The sequence below is a fragment of the Kosakonia quasisacchari genome, from assembly GCF_004331415.1.
In the GTDB taxonomy this organism is placed as follows: domain Bacteria; phylum Pseudomonadota; class Gammaproteobacteria; order Enterobacterales; family Enterobacteriaceae; genus Kosakonia; species Kosakonia quasisacchari.
Map to the genome: position 1 here is coordinate 156,279 of NZ_SJOP01000004.1, position 25,679 is coordinate 181,957.

General features: G+C 53.4%; 26 protein-coding genes, 1 other RNA gene and 3 pseudogenes. 18 read left to right on the top strand and 12 right to left on the bottom strand.

Annotated features, from left to right (window positions below; translation table 11 throughout):
* Window positions 1-92 precede the first annotated feature (92 nt).
* Window positions 93-440: a DUF805 domain-containing protein gene (locus E0L21_RS06045; RefSeq protein WP_131407696.1), complete on the top strand. Its 348-nt coding sequence runs from the start codon at window positions 93-95 to the stop codon at window positions 438-440.
* Window positions 441-471: 31 nt separating this feature from the next.
* Here E0L21_RS06045 and E0L21_RS06050 read toward each other — a convergent pair whose 3' ends face one another.
* Window positions 472-1,368 carry a LysR family transcriptional regulator gene (locus tag E0L21_RS06050; protein ID WP_020455385.1) on the bottom strand — a complete coding sequence of 299 codons (897 nt, stop codon included), beginning with the start codon at window positions 1,366-1,368 and terminating at the stop codon, window positions 472-474.
* Between the two features lie 105 nt (window positions 1,369-1,473).
* Here E0L21_RS06050 and E0L21_RS06055 point away from each other — a divergent pair, with 105 nt between their 5' ends.
* Window positions 1,474-2,175, top strand: coding sequence for a pirin family protein (locus tag E0L21_RS06055; RefSeq protein ID WP_131407698.1), 702 nt, complete (start codon window positions 1,474-1,476; stop codon window positions 2,173-2,175).
* Between the two features lie 95 nt (window positions 2,176-2,270).
* Window positions 2,271-2,357 (top strand): annotated as a pseudogene (yhaL, locus tag E0L21_RS25400) (protein YhaL); the annotation flags it as partial.
* A gap of 69 nt (window positions 2,358-2,426) precedes the next feature.
* Here yhaL and E0L21_RS06060 read toward each other — a convergent pair.
* The gene (locus E0L21_RS06060) at window positions 2,427-3,143 is read right to left on the bottom strand and encodes an AraC family transcriptional regulator (RefSeq protein ID WP_131407700.1); all 717 of its coding nucleotides are present in this window, start codon (window positions 3,141-3,143) and stop codon (window positions 2,427-2,429) included.
* 90 nt (window positions 3,144-3,233) lie between these two features.
* On the opposite strand from E0L21_RS06060, the gene E0L21_RS06065 reads away from it, so the two are divergent.
* Complete coding sequence (locus E0L21_RS06065; RefSeq protein WP_165501883.1) at window positions 3,234-3,626, top strand: nuclear transport factor 2 family protein; 393 nt, start codon at window positions 3,234-3,236, stop codon at window positions 3,624-3,626.
* On the opposite strand, the gene E0L21_RS06070 is transcribed toward E0L21_RS06065, so the two are convergent.
* The 6 genes from E0L21_RS06070 to E0L21_RS06095 form a co-directional block, all read right to left on the bottom strand.
* Window positions 3,606-4,358, bottom strand: coding sequence for a glutamine amidotransferase (locus tag E0L21_RS06070; protein WP_131407702.1), 753 nt, complete (start codon window positions 4,356-4,358; stop codon window positions 3,606-3,608). The two genes, E0L21_RS06065 and E0L21_RS06070, sit on opposite strands and share 21 nt — an antisense overlap.
* A 645-nt stretch (window positions 4,359-5,003) precedes the next feature.
* Window positions 5,004-5,382: RNase P RNA component class A (gene rnpB / locus E0L21_RS06075), an RNA gene on the bottom strand.
* Window positions 5,383-5,414: 32 nt separating this feature from the next.
* A complete protein-coding gene (gene garK, locus E0L21_RS06080) occupies window positions 5,415-6,560 on the bottom strand; it encodes a glycerate 2-kinase (RefSeq protein ID WP_131407705.1) in 1,146 nt (381 codons plus the stop codon).
* A 103-nt stretch (window positions 6,561-6,663) separates the two neighbouring features.
* Window positions 6,664-7,554 (bottom strand): 2-hydroxy-3-oxopropionate reductase, encoded by an 891-nt coding sequence (gene garR / locus E0L21_RS06085; RefSeq protein ID WP_131407707.1) that lies wholly within the window; start codon window positions 7,552-7,554, stop codon window positions 6,664-6,666.
* A gap of 31 nt (window positions 7,555-7,585) precedes the next feature.
* On the bottom strand, window positions 7,586-8,356 hold the full coding sequence (gene garL / locus E0L21_RS06090; protein WP_131407709.1) for a 2-dehydro-3-deoxyglucarate aldolase: 771 nt from the start codon (window positions 8,354-8,356) through the stop codon (window positions 7,586-7,588).
* A 28-nt stretch (window positions 8,357-8,384) separates the two neighbouring features.
* Window positions 8,385-9,719 carry an MFS transporter gene (locus E0L21_RS06095; RefSeq protein WP_131407711.1) on the bottom strand — a complete coding sequence of 445 codons (1,335 nt, stop codon included), beginning with the start codon at window positions 9,717-9,719 and terminating at the stop codon, window positions 8,385-8,387.
* Between the two features lie 422 nt (window positions 9,720-10,141).
* Between E0L21_RS06095 and garD the strand changes: the two genes are divergently transcribed.
* Window positions 10,142-11,713 carry a galactarate dehydratase gene (garD, locus tag E0L21_RS06100; protein ID WP_131407713.1) on the top strand — a complete coding sequence of 524 codons (1,572 nt, stop codon included), beginning with the start codon at window positions 10,142-10,144 and terminating at the stop codon, window positions 11,711-11,713.
* A gap of 60 nt (window positions 11,714-11,773) precedes the next feature.
* Here garD and E0L21_RS06105 read toward each other — a convergent pair whose 3' ends face one another.
* Entirely contained in the window at window positions 11,774-12,580 is an 807-nt protein-coding gene (locus tag E0L21_RS06105; RefSeq protein ID WP_131407715.1) for a DeoR family transcriptional regulator, read from the bottom strand.
* A gap of 247 nt (window positions 12,581-12,827) precedes the next feature.
* Here E0L21_RS06105 and kbaZ point away from each other — a divergent pair, with 247 nt between their 5' ends.
* The 4 genes and pseudogenes from kbaZ to agaF all read left to right on the top strand — a co-directional run bounded on the left by kbaZ (window position 12,828) and on the right by agaF (window position 14,986).
* A complete protein-coding gene (gene kbaZ / locus E0L21_RS06110; RefSeq protein ID WP_131407717.1) occupies window positions 12,828-14,123 on the top strand; it encodes a tagatose-bisphosphate aldolase subunit KbaZ in 1,296 nt (431 codons plus the stop codon).
* A 12-nt stretch (window positions 14,124-14,135) separates the two neighbouring features.
* A pseudogene (locus E0L21_RS25450) lies at window positions 14,136-14,318 on the top strand (PTS sugar transporter subunit IIB); the annotation flags it as partial.
* A 4-nt stretch (window positions 14,319-14,322) separates the two neighbouring features.
* A pseudogene (locus tag E0L21_RS25455) lies at window positions 14,323-14,436 on the top strand (PTS N-acetylgalactosamine transporter subunit IIB); the annotation flags it as partial.
* Between the two features lie 115 nt (window positions 14,437-14,551).
* Window positions 14,552-14,986 carry a PTS galactosamine/N-acetylgalactosamine transporter subunit IIA gene (agaF, locus tag E0L21_RS06120; RefSeq protein ID WP_131407719.1) on the top strand — a complete coding sequence of 145 codons (435 nt, stop codon included), beginning with the start codon at window positions 14,552-14,554 and terminating at the stop codon, window positions 14,984-14,986.
* An 85-nt stretch (window positions 14,987-15,071) separates the two neighbouring features.
* On the opposite strand, the gene E0L21_RS24950 is transcribed toward agaF, so the two are convergent.
* Window positions 15,072-15,239, bottom strand: coding sequence for a hypothetical protein (locus E0L21_RS24950; RefSeq protein WP_165501884.1), 168 nt, complete (start codon window positions 15,237-15,239; stop codon window positions 15,072-15,074).
* Between the two features lie 106 nt (window positions 15,240-15,345).
* Here E0L21_RS24950 and E0L21_RS06125 point away from each other — a divergent pair, with 106 nt between their 5' ends.
* The 5 genes from E0L21_RS06125 to agaD all read left to right on the top strand — a co-directional run bounded on the left by E0L21_RS06125 (window position 15,346) and on the right by agaD (window position 19,587).
* Entirely contained in the window at window positions 15,346-16,500 is a 1,155-nt protein-coding gene (locus E0L21_RS06125; protein ID WP_131407721.1) for an SIS domain-containing protein, read from the top strand.
* A complete protein-coding gene (kbaY, locus tag E0L21_RS06130; protein WP_131407723.1) occupies window positions 16,500-17,360 on the top strand; it encodes a tagatose-bisphosphate aldolase subunit KbaY in 861 nt (286 codons plus the stop codon). The genes E0L21_RS06125 and kbaY overlap by 1 nt, the downstream gene beginning before the upstream one ends.
* 113 nt (window positions 17,361-17,473) lie before the next feature.
* A complete protein-coding gene (agaB, locus tag E0L21_RS06135; RefSeq protein ID WP_131407725.1) occupies window positions 17,474-17,950 on the top strand; it encodes a PTS galactosamine transporter subunit IIB in 477 nt (158 codons plus the stop codon).
* Window positions 17,951-18,002: 52 nt separating this feature from the next.
* Window positions 18,003-18,806 (top strand): PTS galactosamine transporter subunit IIC, encoded by an 804-nt coding sequence (agaC, locus tag E0L21_RS06140; RefSeq protein ID WP_131407727.1) that lies wholly within the window; start codon window positions 18,003-18,005, stop codon window positions 18,804-18,806.
* A complete protein-coding gene (gene agaD, locus E0L21_RS06145; protein WP_131407729.1) occupies window positions 18,796-19,587 on the top strand; it encodes a PTS galactosamine transporter subunit IID in 792 nt (263 codons plus the stop codon). Before agaC ends, agaD begins: the two co-directional genes overlap by 11 nt.
* Before the next feature lie 44 nt (window positions 19,588-19,631).
* On the opposite strand, the gene rsmI is transcribed toward agaD, so the two are convergent.
* On the bottom strand, window positions 19,632-20,492 hold the full coding sequence (gene rsmI / locus E0L21_RS06150) for a 16S rRNA (cytidine(1402)-2'-O)-methyltransferase (RefSeq protein ID WP_131407731.1): 861 nt from the start codon (window positions 20,490-20,492) through the stop codon (window positions 19,632-19,634).
* Window positions 20,493-20,554: 62 nt separating this feature from the next.
* Here rsmI and E0L21_RS06155 point away from each other — a divergent pair, with 62 nt between their 5' ends.
* From E0L21_RS06155 to dolP, 4 genes are read left to right on the top strand one after another with little or no spacing between them, the layout of a single operon-like run.
* A complete protein-coding gene (locus tag E0L21_RS06155; protein WP_131407733.1) occupies window positions 20,555-22,693 on the top strand; it encodes a penicillin-binding protein activator in 2,139 nt (712 codons plus the stop codon).
* The gene (locus E0L21_RS06160) at window positions 22,651-23,046 is read left to right on the top strand and encodes a YraN family protein (RefSeq protein WP_131407735.1); all 396 of its coding nucleotides are present in this window, start codon (window positions 22,651-22,653) and stop codon (window positions 23,044-23,046) included. Before E0L21_RS06155 ends, E0L21_RS06160 begins: the two co-directional genes overlap by 43 nt.
* 22 nt (window positions 23,047-23,068) lie before the next feature.
* Window positions 23,069-23,659: a DnaA initiator-associating protein DiaA gene (gene diaA / locus E0L21_RS06165; RefSeq protein WP_040016590.1), complete on the top strand. Its 591-nt coding sequence runs from the start codon at window positions 23,069-23,071 to the stop codon at window positions 23,657-23,659.
* Window positions 23,660-23,668: 9 nt separating this feature from the next.
* Window positions 23,669-24,244, top strand: a complete 576-nt coding sequence (dolP, locus tag E0L21_RS06170; protein ID WP_017457372.1) for a division/outer membrane stress-associated lipid-binding lipoprotein — start codon at window positions 23,669-23,671, stop codon at window positions 24,242-24,244.
* 60 nt (window positions 24,245-24,304) lie between these two features.
* On the opposite strand, the gene E0L21_RS06175 is transcribed toward dolP, so the two are convergent.
* Window positions 24,305-25,668 (bottom strand): IS3 family transposase gene (locus tag E0L21_RS06175; protein ID WP_131407737.1). Its coding sequence is split into 2 segments (ribosomal slippage): window positions 24,305-25,191 and window positions 25,191-25,668, totalling 1,365 coding nucleotides; the frame shifts between segments, so codons are not numbered across the junction.
* Window positions 25,669-25,679 lie beyond the last annotated feature (11 nt).

Genomic DNA, 25,679 nt, shown 5'->3' on the forward strand with positions numbered 1-25,679 from the left:
TTTCTCGCCGGATTTTCGCTTTGTATTTTTGCCGTCTATTCTTACAGGGATCGTTTAGAAAACAACGGATTGACCGTTGACCGAGGTTGAGGATGGACTGGTATTTTAAGGTACTGAGTAACTACGCTACCTTCCACGGGCGCGCGCACCGCCGCGAGTTCTGGATGTTCACACTGGTCAACACCATTCTCTTTGGCGTGCTGTATGTGATCGATAAGATCATCGGCTGGCACCTGTTAAGCCTGGTTTACGCGCTGCTGGTGCTGGTGCCGAGTCTCGCGGTTCAGGTGCGCCGTCTGCATGATACTAACCGGAGCTGGCGCTGGTTACTGCTATTGCTGTTCCCGGTAATTGGCTGGTTGATGCTGCTGGCGTTTTACAGCCAGCGCGGCACGCCGGTAGAAAACCTCTTTGGCCCGGAGCCGAAAGCGTTCCCCTGAAACGCCGTGCTCCACCTGCTGGAGCAATGACTTATTTACCGGCAAACAACTTGGGAATTTCGCGCAGGCACCAGGCTTTCGCTTCGCCCATACTGTCGCGACGCCAGGCCATAATAATATCCACCTGGCTGGTATATTCCGGGCTTACAACACGTAAGCGGCCTTCGGCAATATCCTGCTCTACCAACGGATAAGGCATCGTCGCCACCCCCAAACCGGACAGCAGTGCCTGGCGCTTATCTTCGATAGTGCTGACCGTCAGCCTTGGCTGCTTATCCAAAAGCTGCACCGTCAGCACCGGGCGCTCGCGGGCAGTATCGGCAACCGCCACGCCGCGGTATTTCACACGCGTCACTTCCGAGAGCGGTTCCGCTTCCTGATGGATTGGATGATCCGGCGCAGCAACGTAGACATTCATCACTGAGTAAAGCTTGCGTGAGTTGATTTCTGACGAAGAGCGAAAATGCATATCCGGCGCAACAACAATGTCGGCACGCCCCTGCTCCAGCCGCTCCCACGCCCCGGCCAGCACTTCAGTAATGATCGATAACTGCGTATTGGCTTTTGCGGCCAGCCTGTCCACTAGCGGAAACAGTTCGACCGTCGGCACCAGCGCTTCCGTCACCAGCGTCAGATGGGTTTCCCAGCCGCGCGCCAACGCTTCTGCATCGGTCGTCAGTTTATCGGCGGCTTCGAGCAGTACGCGACCACGTTCCAGCAGCATTCGCCCGACATTAGTGAATTTCGTTCGGTGCCCGGAGCGGTCAAACAGCACGACATCCAGTTCTTCTTCAAGTTTTTGCATGGTATAGCTGAGCGCAGAAGGCACGCGCCCCAACTCATCTGCCGCCGCGGCAAAGCTTCCGCGCCGGTCAATCGCATCCATCACGCGTAATGCTTCCAGCGTCAGCGCCCTTTCTTTAGCCATGAGTGTTCTCATTCAGGAAATTTGAACATACCGGGCAGAATATCTGGCTAACAATGCAGCGTCCATACCTTTAACATTGTTTTAAGTAAAGAGAGGTCAACAATTATGATTACTACACGTACTGCGAAACAATGCGGACAAGCTGACTTCGGCTGGCTTCAGGCCCGCTACACCTTTTCATTTGGACATTACTTCGACCCGAAATTGCTGGGCTATGCCTCCTTGCGTGTGTTGAATCAGGAAGTGCTCGCGCCTGGCGCGTCGTTCCAGCCACGCACCTACCCGAAAGTGGATATTTTAAACCTGATTCTGGAAGGTGAAGCGGAGTATCGCGATAGCGAGGGCAACCATGTTCAGGCGAAAGCCGGTGAAGCGTTGTTAATTGCCACCCAGCCCGGTATTAGCTATAGCGAGCATAACCTGAGCAAAGACAAAACATTAACGCGTATGCAGTTATGGCTTGATGCCTGCCCGGAGCGTGAAAACCCGCCGGTGCAAAAAATGACCGTCGCCGATGCGGCGCAGCAACTGCTGGCCTCCCCTGACGGCAGCCAGGGAAGTTTGCAGCTCCGCCAGCAAGTGTGGCTGCACCATATTGAGCTGGCAAAAGGCGAAGAGTTAAAGATTCAATTGCATGGCCCACGTGCCTATTTGCAATCCATTCACGGTACGGTACACGCCGTTACGCATTGCGAAGCAAAAGAAGCACTGACCTGCGGCGACGGCGCGTTTATTCGTGACGAGGCTAACATAACACTGGTTGCAGATACGCCGTTGCGCGCTTTGCTGATAGATTTACCCGTGTGATAGTTGCGTTAAGTAAGTGAGTAAATGAAATGAGCAGCACAATGAATTTAATGACAGATCCTACACAGCACACCCCACTCCCCGCCCTGGCTGGATTCGGTTTTGAAGAGATGCTGACAGAACTGGAAGCGATTGTCGCAGAAGCCGAAGTCCGTCTTGCGGAAGAAGAAGCCACTGCCTGACCCATAAGCCCCGGCGTATAAGACCGGGGCAAATCTCTGCTGAGCATACTGTCGTTCCACGTAAACTTCTCACGCCCGGTTTCGTGCCTGAAACTGTCCAGGCGTGCTGCCAAAGCGCAGTCTAAATGCGGCGATAAAAGCACTGACGTTATCGTACCCGCAGCGTTCTGCTGTCTCACTCACCGACACCCCACGCAGCAGATGCGCCATTGATGCCAGGACTTTTGCCTGCTGTCGCCACTGGCTAAAACTCAGCCCGGTTTGTTCGCTGAACAAGCGGCTTAATGTTCTGACGCTTAAGCCATAGCAACACGCCAGCTGTGTCTGATTTGCCGTATTTTGTGGTTCCGACAACAACAGTTCTGCTACTTGCTTCGCCCGGCGATCTTGCGGCAATGTCAGTTGCAACGGCGCGGAGGGCGCAATACGAATTTCCTCCATCATCACAGCCAGAAGAGAAGCCTGGCGAGCCGGGCTACACTGCGTTATGCGCTCCATCAATGACATCATGAACGGATCGGCAGGCCACACGCCCGCGAAAGCAGGAGCATCATCATGGTTGAGCTGCAAGCTATGTCCCTCTACCTCGCCCACGCTCCAGGCGCAGTGGCGAATATGCGCAGGAAACCAGCCGACCGTCGCGGGCGTTAGCGCCCATTGCGCCTGCTCGGTTTTCACAATAATCATCCCCCGCTGGATGCAAAAAAGCTGCCCGGTAGCATGCTGGTGCCACTCAGTGATGTGCTTGCTTTGATGCGTAAGCCGCTGGTTTTGTACGATCAACATGGCTGATAAACCGTATTTCATGTCCTGATACGGTTAATATACCAACACAGTATGGCGATATCCTCTTTACGAGCACCAATGAGGATAATAATGATGGATATCACCCAACGTATCGCCCTGGCTTTGCACAGTATCGTTTGCCACCCTGACCATAACGAAGCCAAAATCCGCGAATTCTTCTCGCCAGATTATCAACAAGTTGTCGACGGACAGGCGCTGGATTTCGCGGGCTTTGTCGATCATATGGCAAAGCTCAAACACCTGACGCACGCCATTAACCTGACAGTGGTCGCCATTGCCCGGCAAAACAATGAAGTATTGACGCACCATCTTGTGGCGGTGAGTAAGAAAGATGGCTCTCAGGCGCACATTGAAGTATTTGCGCATTTCACGCTGGAGAACGGGTTAATCACTCACTGCGAGGAGTTAACCCAGCTGGTGCAGGGCACGGCGCAAGACAGTTTACTGGGCAGCATTAGATAATAGCGTTTTGTTGCGGTCGGCAACCTCCTGCACGAAACGGCGCAGGATCTCCGCCGCACCCGGTGCGGGCAGCACGCTGGCAACTAAGTTGTCGGCATCGGTGCCCTCTTTTTCGATGTGCGTACGGTTCAAACGCAACAGATCGGTAGCGATTTCCGGCGTCATTTCCGGGTGGAACTGCACTGAAATTGCCCAAGGCCCGTAACGGACAATTTGGTGGTTATCATGCGCGGAAGAAGCCAGCACCGATGCGCCTTCAGGCAGTCGCGTCACGGTTTGTCGGTGCGTCAGGTGCGCCGGGAAACTCTCGCTCAGATGGCTCAGTAACGGATCGTTGAGCGCCGAGGCGTGCAAATAAACGGTTTTCGTCCCCGCCTCACGGCCCTGCGGATGGTATTCAACATTCCCGCCCAAGGCCCATGACATTAGCTGATGGCCATAGCAAACACCAAACAGCGGCATCTCAACCGCAATGGCTTCGCGGATCCATTCTGCGGTTTTCTCGCTCCACGGCAACCTGTCGGAAACCATCGCCCATGAGCCAGTAATGATCGCCGCCCGGCGCGCATCCGGGGTTGGCAGCGTTTCGCCTTCAAAGACGCGAACCACTTCCACCTCTTCTGGCGCACAGCCGATAACGCGACAAAACCAGCCGGGTATATCGCCATGAGCTTCACGTAAAGGCTCCGGGGCGTCCCCCATTTGAATAATGATCAATGATTTTTGTTCCATGACACCAGCGACTCCCGCAATGCTAGTTTCAAGACCGTTTAAGAACATGTTAGCGCTTTTCGACAGACTTCCGACGGGATATTTATTTATAAAGTTAGAAGTGCCGGTGCTTAACGGTGCGACGCGCACGAAAGCAAAACGCCGGTAAGTTCCAGCCCGAGAAAGCAAAAACCCGCCGAAGCGGGTTTTTACCTGAATAGTCGAAACTGGCCGGTAAGCCGCATTCTTTCATCGAAAGCGGAGTGGACAGTCATTCATCTTGCCTGTACCAGAAAGCAAAAACCCGCCGAAGCGGGTTTTTACCTGAACAGTCGAGACTGACCGGTAAGCCGCGTTCTTTCATTGAAAACGGAGTGGACAGGCATTCCTCTTGCCTGTACCAAAAGCAAAAACCCGCCGAAGCGGGTTTTTACCTGAATAGTCAACACTGACCGATAAGCCGCGTTCTTTCATCGAAAGCGGAGTGGGCAGTCATTCATCTTGCCGCCCTCAGAAAGTAAAAACCCGCCGAAGCGGGTTTTTACCTGAACAGTCGAGACTGACCGATAAGCCGCGTTCTTTCATAGAAAGCGGAGTGGGCAGTCATTCCTCTTTAGCCGCCAAAAGCAAAACCCCCGCAAGATTGCTCCTGCGAGGGTCTTTAAGAGTCGAAACTGACCGATAAGCCGGGTTCTGTCGTGGACAGTCATTCATCTAGGCCAGCAATCGCTCACTGGCTCAAGCAGCCTACCCGGGTTCAGTACGGGCCGTACCTTATGAACCCCTATTTGGCCTTGCTCCGGGTGGAGTTTACCGTGCCGCGAACTGTTGCCAGACGCGCGGTGCGCTCTTACCGCACCCTTTCACCCTTACCTGATCCCACTTGCGTGGGCCATCGGCGGTTTGCTCTCTGTTGCACTGGTCGTAGGCTTGCGCCTCCCAGGCGTTACCTGGCACCCTGCCCTATGGAGCCCGGACTTTCCTCCCCTCCGCCCGTCTCCCCCGAAGAGGACGACGACGAAGCGGCGACTGTCTGGTCAGCTTCGGCGCGCAGTATAGAGGGTTTGCTTGCGCCTGTCACCCTTCCGTCAACATTCCAACCTGCAAGGTGGCGGCAATATTACGCGAAGCGCGATAAATATTGTCAAATGCGCCGCGAAACGCCTCTTCCAGCGTACCGATGCTGGTCAAAACGCTAAATACCGCATCAATGCCGTACTGGTGAACCACGCCCACATCGCTGGTCAAACTCCCGGCGATACCGATCACCGGCTTATGGTATTTTTTGGCGACATGCGCCACACCCACCGGCACTTTGCCGTGAATACTTTGGCTGTCGATACGCCCTTCGCCCGTCACCACCAGTGTGCAATCGTGAATATGCTCTTCGAGATTCAGCGCCTGCGTCACGATCTCAATGCCGCTGCGTAATTCCGCACCGAGAAAAGCCATCAGCGCCGCGCCCATCCCGCCCGCTGCGCCGGAGCCCGGCACGTTTTTCACATCAACGTGCAGAGATTTTTTAATAACATCGGCGAAATGACTGAGGTTGCGATCCAGTTCGACAATCAACGCTTCCGTCGCCCCTTTTTGCGGGCCAAAAATACGTGATGCGCCCTGCTCGCCGGTCAGCGGGTTAGTAACATCGCAGGCAACACGCAGCGTGCAGTGTTGCAAACGCGGATCGAGCCCGGAAATATCAATGCCGTTAAGGCTTATCAGACTACCGCCGCCGTGGCCGATTTCAGTCCCGTTAGCATCGGTCAGTTTCGCGCCCAGCGCCTGCACCATACCCGCGCCGCCGTCGTTAGTCGCGCTACCGCCAATACCGATAATAATGTTGGTCGCCCCATGTTCCAGCGCGTGCAAAATAAGTTCCCCGGTGCCGCGCGAAGTGGTAATCAAAGGGTTACGTAATTCAGGTGGAACCAGCGCCAGCCCGCTCGCCGCCGCCATTTCAATAAACGCGGTTTTTCCGTCTCCAGACATTCCCCAGCAGGCTTCAACATGTTTACCCAACGGGCCAATGACGCTAGCGGTGTGTACAGTGCCATTTGTGGCGGCAATCATGGCTTCAACCGTACCTTCGCCACCATCCGCGACCGGAACGGAAACGTATTGAGCATCGGGAAAAATTTCCCGAAATCCTTTTTCTATCGCCTGCGCTACTTCGGTAGCTGAAAGGCTTTCTTTGTAAGAGTCTGGGGCGATTACGATTTTCATAGTTGTGAGCCTGATAGTGCCGCGCACTTCACCCTTCAGGCCAATAGCGACCTGAAGAAGTGGATAAATAAGGAGTCAAGGGCGCAGCGCCGCGCCCTTCTTATTAACGAGTAACTTCGATTTTCGCCAGTTTCTCGTAGTAGCAAGCCAGCGCGCTGTGATCGGCATTGCCCAGACCGTCGGCACGAAGCGCCTGCATCATCTCCATCACCGCAGCAGTCAGCGGTAGCTGCGCGCCAACGCCGTGCGAGGTGTCCAGCGCGTTAGAGAGATCTTTGATATGCAGATCAATACGGAAACCCGGTTTGAAGTTGCGATCCATTACCATCGGCGCTTTCGCGTCCAGCACGGTGCTACCCGCCAGACCACCACGAATCGCCTGGTAGACCAGATCCGGGTTAACGCCCGCTTTGGTCGCCAGCGTCAGCGCTTCGGACATCGCGGCAATGTTCAGCGCCACGATCACCTGGTTTGCCAGTTTGGTCACGTTACCCGCACCGATATCACCGGTGTGCACTACGGAACCCGCCATGGCTTTCAGCAGATCGTAATATTTGTCGAAAATCGCTTTATCACCGCCCACCATCACGGAAAGGGTGCCGTCGATTGCTTTCGGTTCACCGCCGCTTACCGGCGCGTCCAGCATTTCAACGCCTTTCGCTTTCAGCGCTTCGCTGATTTCACGGCTCGCCAGCGGTGCGATGGAGCTCATGTCGATAAGCACAGTACCCGGTTTAGCGCCTTCGATGATGCCGCCTTCGCCCAACGCCACTTCTTTCACGTGGGGGGAGTTCGGCAGCATGGTGATAATCACATCGCACAGTTCAGCAACGGCTTTCGCGCTGGTGACGGCTTCTGCGCCTGCGGCAATCACTTCAGCAACGGCCTCCTGGTTACGGTCCACGACCACCAGTGAGTAACCTGCTTTAATGAGGTTTTTACTCATTGGTTTACCCATGATACCCAGGCCAATGAAACCAACTTTCATCGTCATAATTGCGTCTCTCTCTTTAATGGTGGTTTGATTATTTCTTAAAGGTGTCGGCCAGCTTCTGCGTGGCTGAGCGGAACACGCCAAGGTCGCTACCAACGGCCACCACGGTCGCGCCCCATTCGAGGTAGCGGCGTGCATCGGCTTCAACCGGCGCCAAAATACCGCTCGGTTTGTTGTGCGCTTTGGCGCGAGCAAAAATGTGTTGAATGGTGCGCTGTACTTCCGGATGCGCCGCATTACCGATGTAACCCAGCGTAGCCGCCAGATCGCTTGGACCAACAAACACACCGTCTACGCCGTCGGTCGCCAGAATGGCATCGAGGTTATCCACGCCCGACTGGCTTTCGATCTGCACCAGAATCGTGATGTTGGCGTTGGACTGACGGAAGTAATCCGGCACGGTGCCAAACATATTGGCACGGTGCGAAACCGAAACACCGCGTATACCTTCTGGCGGGTAGCGAGTCGCCGCCACGGCGTTCACCGCTTCGTCTTCGGTTTCGACAAACGGGATCAGGAAGTTATAGAAACCGATGTCCAGCAGGCGTTTGATGACTACCGGATCGTTGGTCGGTACACGCACCACTGGCGCACTGACGCTGCCTTTTAATGCCATTAATTGCGGTACAAAAGTGAGCACGTCGTTAGGGGCGTGTTCGCCGTCCAGCAGCAGCCAGTCAAAGCCTGCCAGGCCCAGAACTTCAGTGCTGATATAACTACCCAGCGCAGACCAACAACCGATTTGAATCTGTTGAGCCGCCAGCGCGGCCTTGAATTTGTTTGGGAAGATATCGTTATTCATCTTTTGTACCTTAATGATGAGTTGTTGCTTATTTCTTCAGTTCCATACGTTTGATGTCGCCAACCACGAACAGATAGCAGACCATCATCATCAGCGCTGAACAGCCTACGAACACCAACGCACCGTTGAAAGAATGCAACTCTTTAACCATGTATCCGATGACCAGCGGCGTCACGATAGAAGCCACGTTACCGAATACGTTGAATACGCCACCACACAGACCCACAATCTCCTTCGGCGCGACATCGGAAATAACCGGCCAACCCAATGCGCCAAAGCCTTTACCGAAGAACGCCAGCGCCATCAGGGCGATAACCAGCACGGTGTTATCGGTGTAGTTACACAGAATGATGCTTGAAGCCAGTAACATCCCAACCACGATAGGGAATTTACGCGCCACGGTCAGCGAGGAACCGCGCTTAATCAGGTAATCAGAGAAAAATCCGCCCAGCACGCCACCGGCAAAACCACACAGCGCCGGAATGGAGGCGACAAAGCCGACTTTCAGGATCGACATGCCTTTTTCCTGGACCAGATAAATCGGGAACCAGGTCAGGAAGAACCAGGTAATGGTATTCAGAAAGTACTGACCAAAAAACACGCCAAGCATCATGCGGTTGCACAGCAGTTGCTTGATGTAATCCATTTTAGGACCGGCGTTTTTACTGTCGTCCGTTTTTTTGTGGTCCATATCCACGACCGCGCCATTTTTCTCGATGTACTCCAGCTCTTCGCGGGACATACGAGGATGGTCAGTTGGGTTGTGGACAAATTTCACCCAGGCGAAGGTCAGCACAAAACCGATCACGCCCATCACGGTAAACACATGTTCCCAGCCCCAGGAAAAGGTCAGCCAGCCCAGTAGCGGCGAGAACAGCGCCAGTGAGAAGTATTGCGCGGAGTTAAAAATCGCCGAGGCCGTACCGCGCTCTTTTGCCGGGAACCAGGCCGCAACGATACGGGCGTTTGCCGGAAATGAAGGGGCTTCCGAGAAACCGAGCATAAAGCGCATGAAAAACATCGAAATCCCGGCCCAGGCGATCGGGAAAACATCGACAAAACCTTGCAGGAAGGTGAAGAGTGACCAGAAAAACAGGCTGTAGGTGTAGACTTTTTTCGAGCCGAAGCGGTCAAGCAGCCAGCCGCCAGGAATTTGCATCAGCAGGTAAGCCCAACCAAATGCCGAAAAGATGTAACCCATCGAGAGAGAATCAAGTTGCAGCTCTTTCGCAACCTCTGTCCCGGCAATGGACAGCGTAGCGCGGTCTGCATAGTTCACAGCAGTAACAATAAATATAATCAGCAAAATTAAATAACGGGTGGGTAAGCCCCGTTTTGTTTCAACGGCATGTTCAACAGTCATTTTAATTTCCTCGAGCACCGCTAACTTTAGAATATAATTATTTTGATGTTTCTTATCTGATTTTATTTAAGCACTCGAAACTAATATCAGATAATTGGCACTTAGTTTTTATTAGCCCTCAGTATAATCAGCGCCATGATGTCACACACTAGAGGGTTGCTCAATTTTAACCTTTAACAAAAAGAATAATTTGAGCATATGCACATACGCCTGGGCGCTAATGCACAGATCTTGCATTAGACAGCCCCGCCAGACGGGAGATCACAATAATAAGTGATGCAGATCACATTTTATTATTTAAACTCCTGACATTCTTATTTCAGCAAATGAGATTTTTATTTCTGATATTAATTACAGAATAAAGAATGGTTCCTCTTTTTATTGAGTAATGCATCGTACAGTTAGCTGGAGATTACTTAACAATGTCCGACATTGAAATTAGACAGCAACCGCCAGGGGCGTTTTATATTAAGGTACACGACACGGATAATGTCGCGATCATCGTTAATGACAATGGCTTAAAAGCGGGAACCCGTTTTCCGGATGGACTTGAGCTTATTGAACATATCCCGCAAGGCCATAAAGTTGCGCTGGTCGATATTCCCCATCACGGTGAAATCGTACGTTACGGCGAAGTGATTGGTTACGCTGTGCGCGACATTGCACGCGGTAGCTGGATTGATGAATCCACCGTTGAGCTGCCAAAAGCGCCGCCGCTGAATACGCTGCCGCTGGCGACCAAAGTCCCTGAGCCGCTGCCGCCGCTGGAAGGTTACACCTTTGAAGGCTACCGCAATGCGGACGGCAGCGTCGGCACCAAGAACCTGCTGGGCATCACCACCAGCGTGCATTGCGTGGCGGGCGTTGTCGATTATGTCGTGAAGATTATCGAACGCGATCTGCTGCCGAAATACCCGAATGTGGACGGCGTCGTCGGTCTGAACCATCTCTATGGCTGCGGCGTGGCGATTAACGCGCCGGCTGCGGTGATCCCGATTCGTACCATTCACAACCTCGCGCTGAACCCGAACTTTGGCGGTGAAGTCATGGTGATTGGTCTCGGTTGTGAAAAATTACAGCCGGAACGTCTGCTGCAAGGCACCGAAGATGTGCAGGCCATTCCGGTCGACAGCGCCAGCATTGTGCGTTTGCAGGATGAGCACCACGTGGGTTTTCGCTCGATGGTGGACGACATTCTGCAGGTGGCTGAAGGCCACCTGGTGAAACTGAATCAGCGCAAACGCGAAACCTGCCCGGCGTCTGAACTGGTTGTCGGCATGCAGTGCGGCGGCAGTGATGCGTTTTCCGGCGTCACCGCTAACCCGGCGGTTGGCTTTGCGTCAGACCTGATTATTCGCTGCGGCGGCACAGTGATGTTCTCCGAAGTGACCGAAGTGCGCGACGCGATCCACTTATTGACGCCGCGCGCCATTAACGAAGAAGTGGGCAAACGCCTACTGGAAGAGATGGCCTGGTACGATAACTATCTCGATATGGGCAAGACCGACCGCAGCGCCAACCCTTCTCCGGGGAATAAAAAAGGCGGGCTGGCGAACGTGGTCGAGAAAGCGCTGGGATCCATCGCGAAATCCGGTAAGAGCGCCATTTCTGAAGTGCTCTCTCCTGGTCAGCGTCCGACCAAACGCGGCCTGATTTACGCCGCAACCCCCGCGAGCGACTTCGTGTGTGGTACTCAACAAGTCTCTTCCGGGATCACCTTACAAGTCTTCACCACCGGTCGCGGTACGCCTTACGGCCTGGTCGCGGTACCGGTGATTAAAATGGCGACGCGTACCGAACTGGCGAACCGCTGGTATGACTTAATGGATATCAACGCCGGGACGATCGCCACGGGCGAAGAGACGATTGAGGATGTGGGCTGGAAACTGTTCCACTTCATCCTGGATGTCGCCAGCGGCCGTAAGAAAACCTTCTCGGACCAATGGGGCTTGCATAACCAACTGGCGGTGTTTAACCCGGCTCCGGTGACCTGATTTTTATAAGAAAGCAGTAAACCTCAACCTTAAGCATGGCTCCGGCCATGCTTTTTTTTATTATTTCACCAGCAGCACGTCGATACCGCTTTTCTGCAAACCATGCAGGCTTTCCACCGGAATGCCTTCATCCGTAATGATCATATCAATGCGTTGCGTATCGATAATTTTGTGCAAACTCAAACGGTTAAACTTACTGGAATCAGTTACCACAATAATGCGCTCTGCGACTTCGCACATCCGTCGGTTCAGTCGCGCCTCATCTTCGTTATGTGTGCTGACGCCGCGTTCAAGATCGATAGCGTCGACGCCAAGAAAAAGGATGTCGAAATGGTAATTCTGTAATGATTGCTCCGCCTGATCGCCATAGAAAGACTGCGACTGACGGCGCAGGTGTCCGCCTGTCATCAGCAACTCAACCCCTTCAGCATCGAGCAATGCATTCGCGACGTTCATCCCATTCGTCATCACAATGACATCCTGATGTTGCTTCATCATGCGCGCAATTTCATACGTCGTGGTTCCCGAGTCGAGAATAACGCGATGCCCTGGCTTTATCATGTCAGCCGCCGCAAGCGCAATCCCCCGCTTCAACCCGGTATTTAATGCGCTTTTATCTTCAACAGAAGGCTCGGTTGCCGGTGCGTTACCGTCACAGATCAGTGCCCCGCCATAGGCGCGCACGGCAATTCCTTGTTTTTCCAGGAAAGCGAGATCGTTGCGGATTGTGACGGTAGACACACCAAAAAGAGTAGATAAATCATTAACCTGGACGCTTCCTTGCTGCCGTAGCCGCTGGATAATCTGCTCACGCCTTTCGCTCGTACCGATGGTGCGCTTTTCGGGTGAGGAACTGGTGCTGGCCATAAGAAATCCTTTATCTGAACTTTCGTTTCATTTCGATTTACTTATTAAACCTGACTTCATAAGGAATGCAAGCGTGAAATGGAAAGCTGCTCGCGGAAAGCATCGGCAAGAATCTTTCATTATGTTTGTTTTGTGAAACAGATCGGAAAAGCATTATCTTTCATTTTATTTTTAATGGAACATCCATCAGGATAAAAGGAAATAAAACGAAAGAATAAAACCTGTAAACGCTAAGAAGGAGAGGAAAGTGAAACATCTTACCGCGCTGATAAAGCACCACAAAGAGGGCGACAAGAAAGGGATCTACGCCGTTTGTTCTGCCCATCCGCTGGTGCTTGAAGCCGCCATCCGATTTGCCGCCGCTCATCACCACCCCTTACTCATCGAGGCGACATCCAATCAGGTCGATCAATTTGGCGGCTACACCGGCATGACACCGGCGCAGTTTCACGCTTTCGTTTGCCAGCTTGCCGATAAGCTGAACTTCCCACGCGCGCAGTTGATTTTGGGGGGCGATCATCTTGGCCCGAATCGCTGGCAAACCTTACCCGCATCCGACGCCATGTCGCATGCTGAAGAGCTGATTACGCATTACGTCACGGCGGGTTTCAAAAAAATCCATCTCGATTGCAGCATGTCATGCGCTGACGATCCCACGCCGCTTACCGATGAGATCGTAGCGTCACGCGCCGCAAGACTGGCACAGGTGGCCGAAGCGGCCTGTATCGAACAATCGGGCGAAAGCGATTTGGTTTACGTCATCGGCACTGAAGTTCCCGTCCCTGGTGGTGCCCACGAAACGCTGACCGAGCTTGCCGTGACCTCACCCGATGCCGCGCGCGCCACGTTACAGGCGCATCGCATCGCATTTGAACGCCAGGGGCTAAGCAACATCTGGCCACGCATCATCGCACTGGTGGTCCAGCCTGGCGTTGAATTCGATAACAGCCATGTCGTGGATTACCAGCCACATAAAGCCAGCGCCCTAAGCAAAATGGTGGAAGATCAGCCGACACTGGTGTTTGAAGCCCACTCCACGGATTACCAGACGCCTCAGGCACTGCGTCAGTTGGTTCACGATCACTTTGCTATTTTGAAAGTCGGCCCGGCGCTCACTTTCGCTCTGCGCGAGGCGCTGTTCGCCCTGGCGGCTATCGAAGAGGAACTGCTTCCCGCCCGCGCCTGTTCCGATCTTCGCCACGTGCTGGAAAATGTCATGCTCGACCGTCCTGAGTACTGGCAAAGCCACTATCACGGTGACAACCATGCCCGCCGCCTGGCGCGAGATTTTAGCTATTCAGACCGCGTGCGTTACTACTGGCCGGATAGCCAGATTGATGAATCTTACGCGCGGCTGGTACGTAACCTGGCCGACCAGACCATTCCACTTCCGCTCATCAGCCAGTACCTGCCGCTCCAGTACGCCAGAGTGCGTGAGCACAGGCTGAGCGCAACGCCCAACGCGCTGATTATTGATCACATCCAGGACGTGCTGCGTCAGTACCACGCCGCCTGTCAGGGCGTTTCGTCTGATAACAATTAACAGGAAAATACTATGGCAAACATCGTGTTAAGCCGTATTAATAAACGCTTAATCCACGGCGAGGTCGGGGGGCTGTGGGTGGGATTTGCCGGGGCTAAACGGGTATTGGAGCCCAACGATGAGGTTGCCAACGATCCCGTACAACAAAATTTGATAGTAATGGTGCTGGCGGAAGGGATCGCCGTGCGCTTCTGGTCGCGGCAAAAAGCAGATCGCCAAAACAGTCTCTGTCGACGCCTGCGACATTACAGCGTTCAATGCGTTGAAAGCCAACGGCGTGGAGTGGCTGGTACAAGGTGTACCGACAGAGCCGCGCTGCATATCTTCACACTACGTTGAGGCGCTTTTATGGAAATCAGCTTGTTACAGTCTGTCGCGCTGGCTATTGTCGGTAAATTTGCACACTTTCTCTGAATTAAGGAGTCACGATGCTGGGAATTATTCTTTGTGGACACGGTGGTTTCGCCAGTGGAATGGCAAGGGCAATGACGCAAATTCTGGGTGAGCAGTCGCAATTTATCGCTATCGATTTTCCAGAAACCTCAACGACCGCCTTGCTGACAGAGCAACTGGAAGAGGCGGTCAACACGCTAAGTGGCAATGAGGGAGTGGTGTTTCTCACCGATCTTCTGGGCGGCACGCCATTTCGTGTCGCGTCCACTCTGGCGATGCAGCAGCCGAACCGTGAAGTCATTACCGGCACCAACCTGCAACTGCTGCTGGAAATGGCGCTTGAACGGGATGAATTAAGCTGTGAAGCGTTTCGCACACAAGCGCTTGAGTGCGGTCATCGTGGCCTGACAAGCCTTGCCGATGAACTGGGGCGTTGCCGCGACGAACAACAGATTGAAGAAGGGATCTGACAGATGAGATCACGGTTAAGGCAATAACCCAGCTCCCCCCTTTGTAGTCCTTTTCCCTGTCTGTTATTTGGGCATGGCGCGCTTATCACGCCATGTCTTTTCTTTCGTTTTCGTTTTCGCTTTCACTTTCACTTTCACTTTCACTTTCACTTTCACTTTTCAGCATCCTTTCTTTTGTCCATTTAAATTTCACTTCCTTTGCATTAACGATCACAATTTTCGATTTATCGCTATTTTCGCATTGATCTTTCATTTAACTTTCGTTACGTTTCATTTAACGAGAGATATATTCAATGAAACGAAATGAAAGGTTTCTTTCCTGCTCACTTTCGTGACCGTGCATGACTAAGGAATACACTATGAGTGAAATGCTTTCCGGGCGAACAACTACGTCAACCTGGACCGAACAAGAAATTCGTCAACAACCGGCGTGCTGGATTGCCTCGCTTGAAAATATCGATCGCCAGCGCGATGAGATTGATGCGTTTTTGCAGCCCGTTTTATCAATACAAAATCTTAAAATTATTCTTACTGGCGCAGGGACTTCCGCCTTTATTGGCGACATTATTGGCCCCTGGCTTGCGCGCCACACCGGGAAAAATATTACCGCAGTACCAACCACCGACCTGGTCACCAACCCCACGGACTACCTTCAGGAAACGCAGCCGACGCTGCTGGTGTCCTTCGGGCGCTCTGGCAACAGCCCGGAAAGCGTCGCGGCCGTTAAGCTGGCAGACCAGCTCGTCACGCAGTGTTATCACCTCGCTATCACCTGCAACGAAGCCGGTGCGTTATACCAGAATGCTGAAACCAGCAGCCACGGCAAGGCTCTGTTGATGCCTGCCGAAACGCACGATCGCGGCTTCGCCATGACCAGCAGCATCACCACCATGATGGCAAGCTGCCTTGCCCTCTTCGCGCCCGATGTCATTAGCACAGCGCGTTTTCGTGATATTGCCGCACGCTGCCAGCAAATCATCCACTCGCTCGGGGATTTCTCCGCTGGCGTATTCGGGGATTTCCCCTTCAAACGCATCGTCTATCTCGGTAGCGGCGGGTTGCAGGGCGTAGCGAGAGAATCGGCGCTCAAAGTACTGGAATTAACCGCCGGCAAACTGGTCGCCTTTTACGATTCCCCTACTGGCTTTCGCCATGGCCCTAAATCGCTGATTGATAACGAAACGCTGGTTGTCGTGTTTATGTCGAGCCACCCTTACACGCGCCTGTACGATCGCGATCTGTTGGCAGAGCTTCACCGTGAAAACCAGGCACTGCGTATTGTCTCGATCAGTGCAGCGGAAGAGCCCGCTATCACAGCCGAAACACATATTACGCTGCCCCCCGCCCGCGAATTTCTGGATGTCGAGCAGGCATTTTGTTTCCTGATGTACGCGCAGGTATTTGCCCTCACTCAATCGATAAAAGCCGGGATCGCCCCGGATACCCCGTCCCAGAGCGGAACGGTTAACCGGGTGGTGCAAGGTGTCGTCATTCATCCGTGGCAGGAGGCATAATGAGCATTATCTCGACCAAATATCTTTTGCAGGACGCGCAGGCGAAAGGCTACGCCATCCCGGCGTTCAATATCCATAATGCAGAGACTATTCAGGCCATTCTTGAAGTTTGCCAGGAGATGCGTTCACCGGTGATCCTTGCCGGCACCCCTGGCACTTATAAACACATCGCCATAGAAGAGATCTACGCGCTGTGCGACGCCTACTCTGCCAGTTATCACATGCCTGTGGCGCTCCATCTGGACCATCACGAATCGCTGGATGATATCCGCCGGAAGGTCAATATCGGCGTGCGCAGTGCCATGATTGACGGCAGCCATCTCCCTTTCGACGAAAATGTGCGACTGGTTAAATCCGTGGTCGATTTCTGTCATAGCCAGGATTGCAGCGTCGAAGCAGAACTGGGGCGTCTTGGTGGCATGGAAGACGACATGAACGTTGACGAAGAAAGTACCTTTCTGACGTCACCGCAGGATGCCCAACGTTTCATCGAATTAACCGGCGTTGACAGCCTCGCCGTCGCGATTGGTACGGCGCACGGCCTGTATACGAAACCGCCGAAACTCGACTTTCAGCGCCTTGCCGCCATCCGTAACGTGGTGGATATTCCTCTGGTGCTGCACGGTGCCAGTGATGTTCCTGACGAATTTGTCCGTCGGGCGATTGAATTAGGCATATGTAAGGTCAACGTCGCGACGGAGCTGAAAATTGCATTCGCTGCGGCGGTGAGAAAGTGGTTTGACGAAAACCCTGATGGTAACGATCCGCGCTACTACATGCGGGTCGGTATGGATGCGATGAAAGACGTTGTGAGAAGTAAGGTAACGGTCTGCGGTTCTGCCGACAGACTGGAGAAATAAGAAATTATTTTGGGCGCACTGATGCTGCCTTTACGTCGTTACTGGTTGAAAGCATTACTGGAATAAATATTAAAAAGGAACATATCCGTATTAATTAATGACAGGACAATAAGATGAGCTCACCGAATATTTTACTAACACGCATCGATAACCGTCTCGTCCATGGGCAGGTGGGCGTTACCTGGACGTCGGCTATCGGTGCCAATTTGCTTGTCGTCGTAGACGATGACGTCGCAAAAGACACCTTGCAGCAAAAACTGATGGGCATAACAGCAGAAACCTATGGCTTTGGTATCCGCTTCTTTTCGCTGGAAAAAACAATAAATATTCTCGATAAGGCTGCGCCTCATCAAAAAATTTTCCTCATCTGCCGCACGCCAGAAACGGTACGAAAACTGATTGAAGGTGGCGTGAAACTTGGCGACGTCAACGTCGGCAATATGCATTTTTCTGCGGGGAAAAAGCAGATAAGCAGCAAAGTCTATGTCAATGAACAGGACCTGGACGATCTGCGTTTTATCAAACATCACGGGGCCCATATTTTCATTCAGGATGTTCCCGGCGATTCAAAAACCTATATTCCCGACTGAGTTTTTCTGTCGGTAAACGATGCTAAGCAACGCTCTCTGATGAGGCTGAAAAATGCATGAAATAACGCTAATACAGGGATTATCCCTGGCAGCTCTGGTTTTTATCCTCGGTATTGATTTCTGGCTGGAAGCATTATTCCTGTTCAGACCGATCATTGTTTGTACCCTGACAGGCGCAATCCTTGGGGACATTCATATCGGGTTAATTACCGGCGGCTTAACCGAACTCGCCTTTGCAGGCTTAACCCCGGCGGGCGGTGTACAACCGCCAAACCCGATTATGGCGGGCGTGATGACGACGGTTATCGCGTGGTCCACGGGTGTCGACGCTAAAACGGCAATCGGCCTTGGGCTGCCGTTTAGCCTGTTAATGCAGTACATCATTCTGTTCTTCTACTCCGCCTTCTCGTTATTTATGTCGAAGGCGGATAACTACGCCAGCACGGGCGATACCCGGGCTTTTGCGCGCCTTAACTGGCTCACCACGCTGATTGTCGCCTGTTCATACGCCATTATCGCGTTTCTGTGCACCTACATGGCACAGGGCGCAATGCAGGCGCTGGTGAAGGCAATGCCTGGCTGGCTGACCCACGGCTTTGAAGTGGCGGGCGGCATTTTGCCAGCGGTCGGTTTCGGCTTGCTCTTACGCGTCATGTTCAAAGCGCAATACATTCCCTACCTGATCGCTGGCTTCCTATTCGTCTGTTATATCCAGGTCAGCAACCTGCTGCCGGTTGCCGTTTTAGGTGCCGGTTTCGCAGTCTATGAATTCTTCAACGCGCGGGCGAAAAACCCGTCTCAGCCGCAGGTAGAAGGCAACCCCAGCGATAAAGAGGATTACAGCAATGGCATCTGAAATCAGTAAGAAAGATATAACTCGGTTAGGTTTCCGTTCGTCCGTGCTGCAAGCCAGTTTTAACTATGAAAGGATGCAGGCTGGCGGTTTTACCTGGGCGATGCTGCCGCTGCTGAAAAAGATTTATAAGGATGATAAAGACGGCTTAAGCGCGGCAATGAAAGACCATCTGGAATTTATTAATACCCACCCCAACCTGGTTGGTTTTTTGATGGGGCTGCTTATCTCAATGGAAGAGAAAGGGGAAAACCGCAGCACCATTAAGGGGTTAAAAGTTGCGCTGTTTGGCCCTATTGCGGGGATTGGTGATGCCATTTTCTGGTTTACGCTGTTACCGATTATGGCGGGTATCTGCTCCTCTTTTGCCAGCCAGGGCAACCTGCTTGGCCCGATACTTTTCTTCGCGGTCTACCTGGCGATTTTCTTTTTGCGCGTCGGCTGGACACACGTCGGTTATTCTGTGGGCGTTAAAGCGATTGATAAAGTTCGTGAAAACTCACAAATGATCGCAAGATCGGCGACAATTCTGGGGATTACAGTTATCGGCGGTCTAATTGCCTCGTATGTGCATATCAATGTGGTCACCACCTTCCCCATTGATGAAACACACAGCGTCGCGCTACAAAAAGACTTTTTTGACAAGGTGTTCCCAAACATTTTGCCAATGGGGTATACGCTGCTGATGTATTACCTGCTGCGTGCGAAAAAGACTCACCCGGTGGTGCTGATTGCGGTGACATTTGTGCTGTCCATTATTGCCTCAGCGTTGGGTATTCTCTGACAGAGCCGGGGCGCATCACGACTGCGCCCCGGTCATCATGCGGCTTACTCTTGCTGATCCAGCGCGTACTTATACAGCGCATTTTTCTTCACGCCGTGGATTTCCGCCGCCAGCGCGGCCGCTTTTTTCAGCGGCAGTTCGGCTTGCAGCAGCGCCAATGTGCGTATTGCGTCGGCGGGCAACTCATCTTCCTGCGCCTTATGCCCTTCGACGATCAGCACCATCTCGCCTTTACGGCGGTTCTCATCCTCTTTTACCCATGCCAGCAGCTCGCCCACCGGCGCGCCCTGGATAGTTTCCCAGGTTTTGGTCAGCTCGCGTGCCAGTACCACATAGCGAGATTCCCCCCACACGGCGACCATATCTTCCAGGCTTTCCAGCAGGCGGTGAGTAGATTCATAGAAAATCAGCGTACGGCTTTCGGTTTCCAGCGCTTTGAGCGTATCGCGACGCCCTTTCGATTTGGCGGGCAGAAAACCTTCGTAACAGAAACGATCCGACGGCAGCCCGGCGGCGCTTAACGCGGCAATGGCGGCGCACGGGCCAGGCAGCGGCACCACGCGGATACCAGCCTCGCGGCAGGTGCGCACCAGGTGGTAGCCCGGATCATTAATCAGCGGCGTTCCGGCGTCGGAGACCAGCGCAATGTTCTGCCCCTCTTTCAGCTTCGCCACCAGCGTTTCGGCTTTTTGCTGCTCATTATGGTCGTGAAGCGCAAACAAACGGGCATTAATGGCGAAGTGCTGGAGCAGTAAACCGGTGTGGCGGGTGTCTTCAGCGGCAATTAAATCAACGGCTTGTAACACGTTAAGCGCGCGCTGCGTAATATCAGCCAAATTCCCGATAGGAGTAGGTACAATATAGAGCTGACCTTGAGAATTCTCCGCCGATTCGTGTTGTTTCATTGTTTCATCCGTATTGCCGATTTAATATTGAGCATTGCGTAAAAATTATCACTGGATACAGTATGCTACCGTCAAGATTTCTACGTTCGAAAGCCACGCGCTGCCTGCCTGTGGTGCTCGCCGCCCTGCTGTTTGCAGGCTGCGGCACGCAATCGACAGACCAAAGCGCCTCGCATATGCAGGGCGAAGCCCAGGCCGATTCTGGCTATTACCTGCAGCAGATGCAGCAAAGCACAGATGATAGCAAGACCAACTGGCAATTACTCGCCATTCGTGCACTGCTGAAAGAGGGAAAAACCCAGCAGGCCGGCGAACTGTTTGCCCAGTTGCCGCAGGATCTGAGCGATAACCAGCGCAAAGAACGCACGTTGCTCGCTGCCGAAATGAAACTGGCGCAGAAGGATTTTGCCGGTGCGAAAGCGCTACTCAACGAACTCGATCCCGCCGATCTTGAGCAAAACCAGCAAGCGCGTTACTGGCAAATTGGCATTTCCGCCTCGCAAGGCAAGCCTTCTCTGACGCTGCTGCGCGCGCTCATTGCCCAGCAACCGCTGTTGAGCAAACCGGAAGAGAAGCAGAAAAATATCGACGCTACCTGGCAAGCGCTGGCCTCCATGACGCAAGATCAAGCCAGAGCGCTGGTGATCAACGCCGATGAAGTGACGCTGCAAGGCTGGCTCGACCTGCAACGTATGTGGTTCGATAACCGCAACGACCCCAATATGCTGAAAGCAGGCATTACCGACTGGCAAACGCGCTACCCGCAAAACCCGGCGGCGAAAATGCTGCCTACGCAGTTGTCGAACATGCAAAACTTTAAACCGGCGGCAACCAACAAAATCGCGCTGCTGTTACCGCTAAATGGTCAGGCGTCGGTGTTTAGCCGCGCTATCCAGCAAGGTTTTGAAGCGGCGAAAAACGGCATTGCTCCGGTTTCCGGCCCGGCGGTTCCACAGCAAGTTGCGCAGGCTGCCACCGCAGCCGTTGTCAGCCCAGCAGACGCTAACGTGAATGACCTGACCAATGCTCCGGCGCAGCAAAATGCGGCTGCACCGGATGCACAACAAGCGCAAGCGCCGGATAGCGCAGCGCAAAGTGACGCAGCAGCAACGGATTCTGCCGCCACTGCTCAGCCGGATCCGGCAGCCACAACACCCACTCAGCCGACCGACGCCAATGCGACGCAACCGGTCGCTGCACCTGCCGTGACAGGCACGCCAGCGAACCCCGGTGCTGAGCTGAAAGTTTACGATACCAGCGCGCAGCCGATGGATCAGATCCTCAACCAGGTTCAGCAGGACGGCGCCAGCATCGTGGTAGGCCCGCTGTTGAAAAACAACGTTGAAGAGCTGATGCGCAGCAACACGTCGCTGAACGTACTGGCGCTCAACCAGCCGGAGCATGTCGAAAACCGCGCCAACATTTGTTACTTCGCCCTCTCGCCAGAGGATGAAGCTCACGACGCCGCACGCCATATTTTTGAGCAGGGCCGACACGCGCCGCTGCTGCTGGTGCCACGCAGCGCGTTGGGTGAACGCGTCAGTACCGCGTTTGCCGATGAGTGGAAAAAACTGGGCGGCGGCGTTGTGCTGGCACAGAAATTTGGCTCCACCGCTGAACTGCGTATGGGGCTGAACGGTCGCTCTGGCATCGCCCTGACCGGTAGCCCGGTCGCCTCCAGTCTGCCCCAGCAGCCAGGCGTGACGGTTGGCGGTCTGAATATTCCGGCTCCGCCGACCGATGCACAAATTAGCGGTAGCGGCAGCGTAGACGCGGTGTATATCGTCGCTACGCAGGATGAAATCGCGTTGATTAAACCGATGATTACTCTGCGGACCGGCAGCCAGAGTGGCGTGATGCTGTACGCCAGCTCACGCAGCGCGCAGGGCGGTGCAGGCCCGGATTTCCGCCTTGAAATGGAAGGTCTGCAATTCAACGAAATCCCTATGCTTGCCGGGGCAAACCCGTCGCTGATGCAGCAAGCGCTGAAAAGCGTGAATAACGACTATTCGCTGGCACGTCTGTACGCGATGGGCGCGGATGCCTGGTCGCTGGCGAATAACTTCTCGCAAATGCGTCAGGTGCCGGGTTTTGAACTGAACGGCAATACCGGCGATTTAACGGCTACACAAGACTGCGTGATCAACAGGAAGTTGTCATGGCTCAAATACCAACAGGGGCAAATCGCCCCGGCGAATTAAGCCGTAAGCAGACCGGCGACGTGTGGGAAGCGAAAGCGCGTCGCCTGCTTGAAAGCAAAGGACTGCGCTTTATCGCCGCCAATGTGCACGAGCGCGGCGGTGAAATCGACCTGATAATGCGACACGGCAAGACCACCGTGTTTATTGAAGTGCGCTATCGAAAGTCGGCGCGTTTTGGCGGTGCGGCAAGCAGCGTCACCCGCGCCAAGCAAGCCAAACTGCTGCATACCGCGCAATTATGGCTGGCCCGGCACAATGGGAGTTTTGACACTGTGGATTGCCGGTTTGATGTGGTAGCCTTCACCGAAAATGATGTTGAGTGGATACCTAACGCTTTTAATGACCACTCATGATTGCTGAATGATAGGGATTACCGTGCTCGAACGAATTAAAGTCTGCTTTACGGAAAGCATTCAAACCCAAATTGCGGCGGCGGAAGCGCTACCTGATGCCATTTCCCGAGCAGCCATGACGATGGTTCACTCCCTGCTGAATGGCAACAAAATCCTCTGTTGTGGCAACGGCACATCTGCTGCCAACGCACAGCATTTTGCTGCCAGCATGATCAACCGTTTTGAAACAGAACGTCCTAGTTTACCTGCCATTGCACTTAATACCGATAATGTGGTCTTAACCGCGATAGCAAATGACCGTCTGCATGATGAAATTTATGCCAAGCAGGTTCGGGCGCTCGGCCATACCGGCGATATTCTGTTGGCCATTTCAACGCGTGGTAACAGTCGCGATATCGTTAAAGCCGTCGAAGCGGCGGTGACACGCGATATGTCGATCATTGCGTTGACGGGCTACGACGGTGGCGAGCTGGCGGGTCTGCTGGGGCCGCAGGATGTCGAAATTCGTATTCCTTCCCACCGCAGCGCGCGCATCCAGGAAATGCACATGCTGACGGTAAATTGCTTATGCGATCTGATTGATAACACGCTTTTTCCTCACCAGGATGATTAAGGAGTACACATGAAGGCATTTACGCCCCTCGCAGTCCTTATTTCCGCGCTGCTGTTACAGGGTTGTGTTGGCGCAGTGGTGGTAGGTTCCGCAGCCGTAGGCACAAAAGCCGCAACGGATCCGCGAACCGTTGGCACCCAGGTGGATGACAGCACGCTGGAGCTGCGCGTGAATAGCGCGCTGTCGAAAGATGAACAAATTAAGAAAGAAGCGCGTGTTAACGTCACCGCCTACCAGGGGAAAGTGCTGCTGACCGGCCAGGCACCGAATACCGATCTCTCTTCGCGGGCAAAACAGATTGCCGTTGGTGTGGAGGGGACAACCGAAGTCTTTAACGAGATCCGCCAGGGTCAGCCGATTGGTCTGGGTACAGCCTCTTCCGATACCTGGATAACGACCAAAGTTCGCTCGCAGTTGCTGAGCAGTGACCAGGTGAAATCGTCAAACGTGAAAGTGACAACGGAAAACGGTGAAGTGTTCCTGATGGGGCTGGTTACCGAGCGTGAAGGTCGGGCCGCCGCGGATATCGCCAGCCGCGTCAGCGGAGTGAAACACGTGACCACCGCCTTTACCCTGCTTAAATAAACTCGCTATCATGAAAAAGCCCGGTAAATGGACTGACCCCATAAAGTTGGACAGTTCATGTTAAGCGGCTTTCAGGGCCTGGGTTCGGTACTCTACCGGACTCAGGCCTTTTAATTTCAGGCTTATCCGCTTGTTGTTGTAGTAACAGATGTATTCCTCTATCGCCTTTCTCAGTTCGTTGACACTGTCCCACCTGCTCAGATAAAAACACTCCGATTTCAGCGTACCGAAGAAGTTCTCCATCACTGCATTATCCAGGCAGTTTCCTTTGCGCGACATACTTTGTGTCATGCCCCGCGCCTTTAACTTTGCCTGATAGCCTGCCATCCGATACTGCCAGCCCTGATCCGAGTGCAGAAGGGGCGCATCTTCCGGGCTCAGCTTTGAGAAGGCTTTGCTCAGCATGGTATTTACCATCGCCATCACCGGCTTTTCTGACAGGCTGTATGAGATGATTTCCCGGTTAAACAGATCGAGAACCGGTGACAGGTACAGCTTTTTACCCTGTACCGGGAACTCTGTTACATCCGTAACCCATTTTTCATTGGCTTTCGAGGCACCGAAGTTCCGGCTCAGGATATTGGGCGCTGCCTTGCCCGTTTCCCCTTTCCAGGCACGATATTTCTTCACCCTTATCAGAGACCGGAGCGACAGCTCTCCCATCAGCCGCTGCACTGTTTTATGGTTTACCAGCAGCCCCTGTTTTCTCAGTGAGAGTGTGATCCTGCGGTAACCATAACGCCCTTTGTGCCAGTGGTATATCTCTCTGATTTTGTCTTTCAGCCCGGCATGCCTGTCCACTCGCTTCAGCGCATTCAGATTGTGATACCACGTGCTGCGGGACATCCCGGCTGCACGCAGAAGGTCACTGAGCGCGTGTCTGTGCCTTAGCTCGCTGATTATTGCGGCTTTCTGCCGTTTTTCTCGCTTTGAACTAAGGCCTTCAGCTTTTTTAAGTAAGCATTCTCTGCCCGCAGGTAACGGAGTTCAGCCCGCAGCTCTTCGGGAGATAACTTTTCCAGTGCAGCATCAGTAAGTGGAGGTGTTTTTTTGGGTTTTGTCATATCCCTGCTCCGGCCAGGTTTTATGCCCAGAAGTCCTTTCTCACCTGCGTCTTTGTAGACATTCAGCCAGTGACGGACAACGGTTTCATTTGAGATATTAAACCGTGCAGCAGCCTCACGCATTGAAAGTTCTTCATCGAGAGCAGTCCGGACAACAGTCATCCGGAACGCCGGAGAATGGCGGTCATTTTTCCAGGTAATACCATCAAGACCGTGGAGTTGCCAGGCTCTTACCCGGCGTCGCACTGATGTTCTTTCAACACCAAAACGTTCAGCGGTACGGTGTGCTCCATCTTTTCCGGCGAGGTAGTGATTAACTACAGCTAATCTGGTTTCGAGGGAATATTTTGGCTTTGCCATAAAAAACTGCA

Bases quoted from the DNA above. Each gene is read 5' to 3' on its own strand.
- E0L21_RS06160 (WP_131407735.1), top strand. From the start codon at position 22,651: ATGGCTCAAATACCAACAGGGGCAAATCGCCCCGGCGAATTAAGCCGT.
- agaF (WP_131407719.1), top strand. From the start codon at position 14,552: ATGCTGGGAATTATTCTTTGTGGACACGGTGGTTTCGCCAGTGGAATG.
- agaD (WP_131407729.1), top strand. From the start codon at position 18,796: ATGGCATCTGAAATCAGTAAGAAAGATATAACTCGGTTAGGTTTCCGT.
- E0L21_RS06095 (WP_131407711.1), bottom strand. From the start codon at position 9,719: ATGACTGTTGAACATGCCGTTGAAACAAAACGGGGCTTACCCACCCGT.
- E0L21_RS06155 (WP_131407733.1), top strand. From the start codon at position 20,555: ATGCTACCGTCAAGATTTCTACGTTCGAAAGCCACGCGCTGCCTGCCT.
- E0L21_RS06050 (WP_020455385.1), bottom strand. From the start codon at position 1,368: ATGGCTAAAGAAAGGGCGCTGACGCTGGAAGCATTACGCGTGATGGAT.
- agaC (WP_131407727.1), top strand. From the start codon at position 18,003: ATGCATGAAATAACGCTAATACAGGGATTATCCCTGGCAGCTCTGGTT.
- dolP (WP_017457372.1), top strand. From the start codon at position 23,669: ATGAAGGCATTTACGCCCCTCGCAGTCCTTATTTCCGCGCTGCTGTTA.
- garD (WP_131407713.1), top strand. From the start codon at position 10,142: ATGTCCGACATTGAAATTAGACAGCAACCGCCAGGGGCGTTTTATATT.
- E0L21_RS06065 (WP_165501883.1), top strand. From the start codon at position 3,234: ATGATGGATATCACCCAACGTATCGCCCTGGCTTTGCACAGTATCGTT.
- E0L21_RS06060 (WP_131407700.1), bottom strand. From the start codon at position 3,143: ATGTTGATCGTACAAAACCAGCGGCTTACGCATCAAAGCAAGCACATC.
- kbaY (WP_131407723.1), top strand. From the start codon at position 16,500: ATGAGCATTATCTCGACCAAATATCTTTTGCAGGACGCGCAGGCGAAA.
- rsmI (WP_131407731.1), bottom strand. From the start codon at position 20,492: ATGAAACAACACGAATCGGCGGAGAATTCTCAAGGTCAGCTCTATATT.
- garR (WP_131407707.1), bottom strand. From the start codon at position 7,554: ATGACGATGAAAGTTGGTTTCATTGGCCTGGGTATCATGGGTAAACCA.
- E0L21_RS06105 (WP_131407715.1), bottom strand. From the start codon at position 12,580: ATGGCCAGCACCAGTTCCTCACCCGAAAAGCGCACCATCGGTACGAGC.
- agaB (WP_131407725.1), top strand. From the start codon at position 17,474: ATGAGCTCACCGAATATTTTACTAACACGCATCGATAACCGTCTCGTC.
- E0L21_RS06125 (WP_131407721.1), top strand. From the start codon at position 15,346: ATGAGTGAAATGCTTTCCGGGCGAACAACTACGTCAACCTGGACCGAA.
- garK (WP_131407705.1), bottom strand. From the start codon at position 6,560: ATGAAAATCGTAATCGCCCCAGACTCTTACAAAGAAAGCCTTTCAGCT.
- E0L21_RS06070 (WP_131407702.1), bottom strand. From the start codon at position 4,358: ATGGAACAAAAATCATTGATCATTATTCAAATGGGGGACGCCCCGGAG.
- E0L21_RS06055 (WP_131407698.1), top strand. From the start codon at position 1,474: ATGATTACTACACGTACTGCGAAACAATGCGGACAAGCTGACTTCGGC.
- E0L21_RS06045 (WP_131407696.1), top strand. From the start codon at position 93: ATGGACTGGTATTTTAAGGTACTGAGTAACTACGCTACCTTCCACGGG.
- E0L21_RS24950 (WP_165501884.1), bottom strand. From the start codon at position 15,239: ATGAAAGATCAATGCGAAAATAGCGATAAATCGAAAATTGTGATCGTT.
- garL (WP_131407709.1), bottom strand. From the start codon at position 8,356: ATGAATAACGATATCTTCCCAAACAAATTCAAGGCCGCGCTGGCGGCT.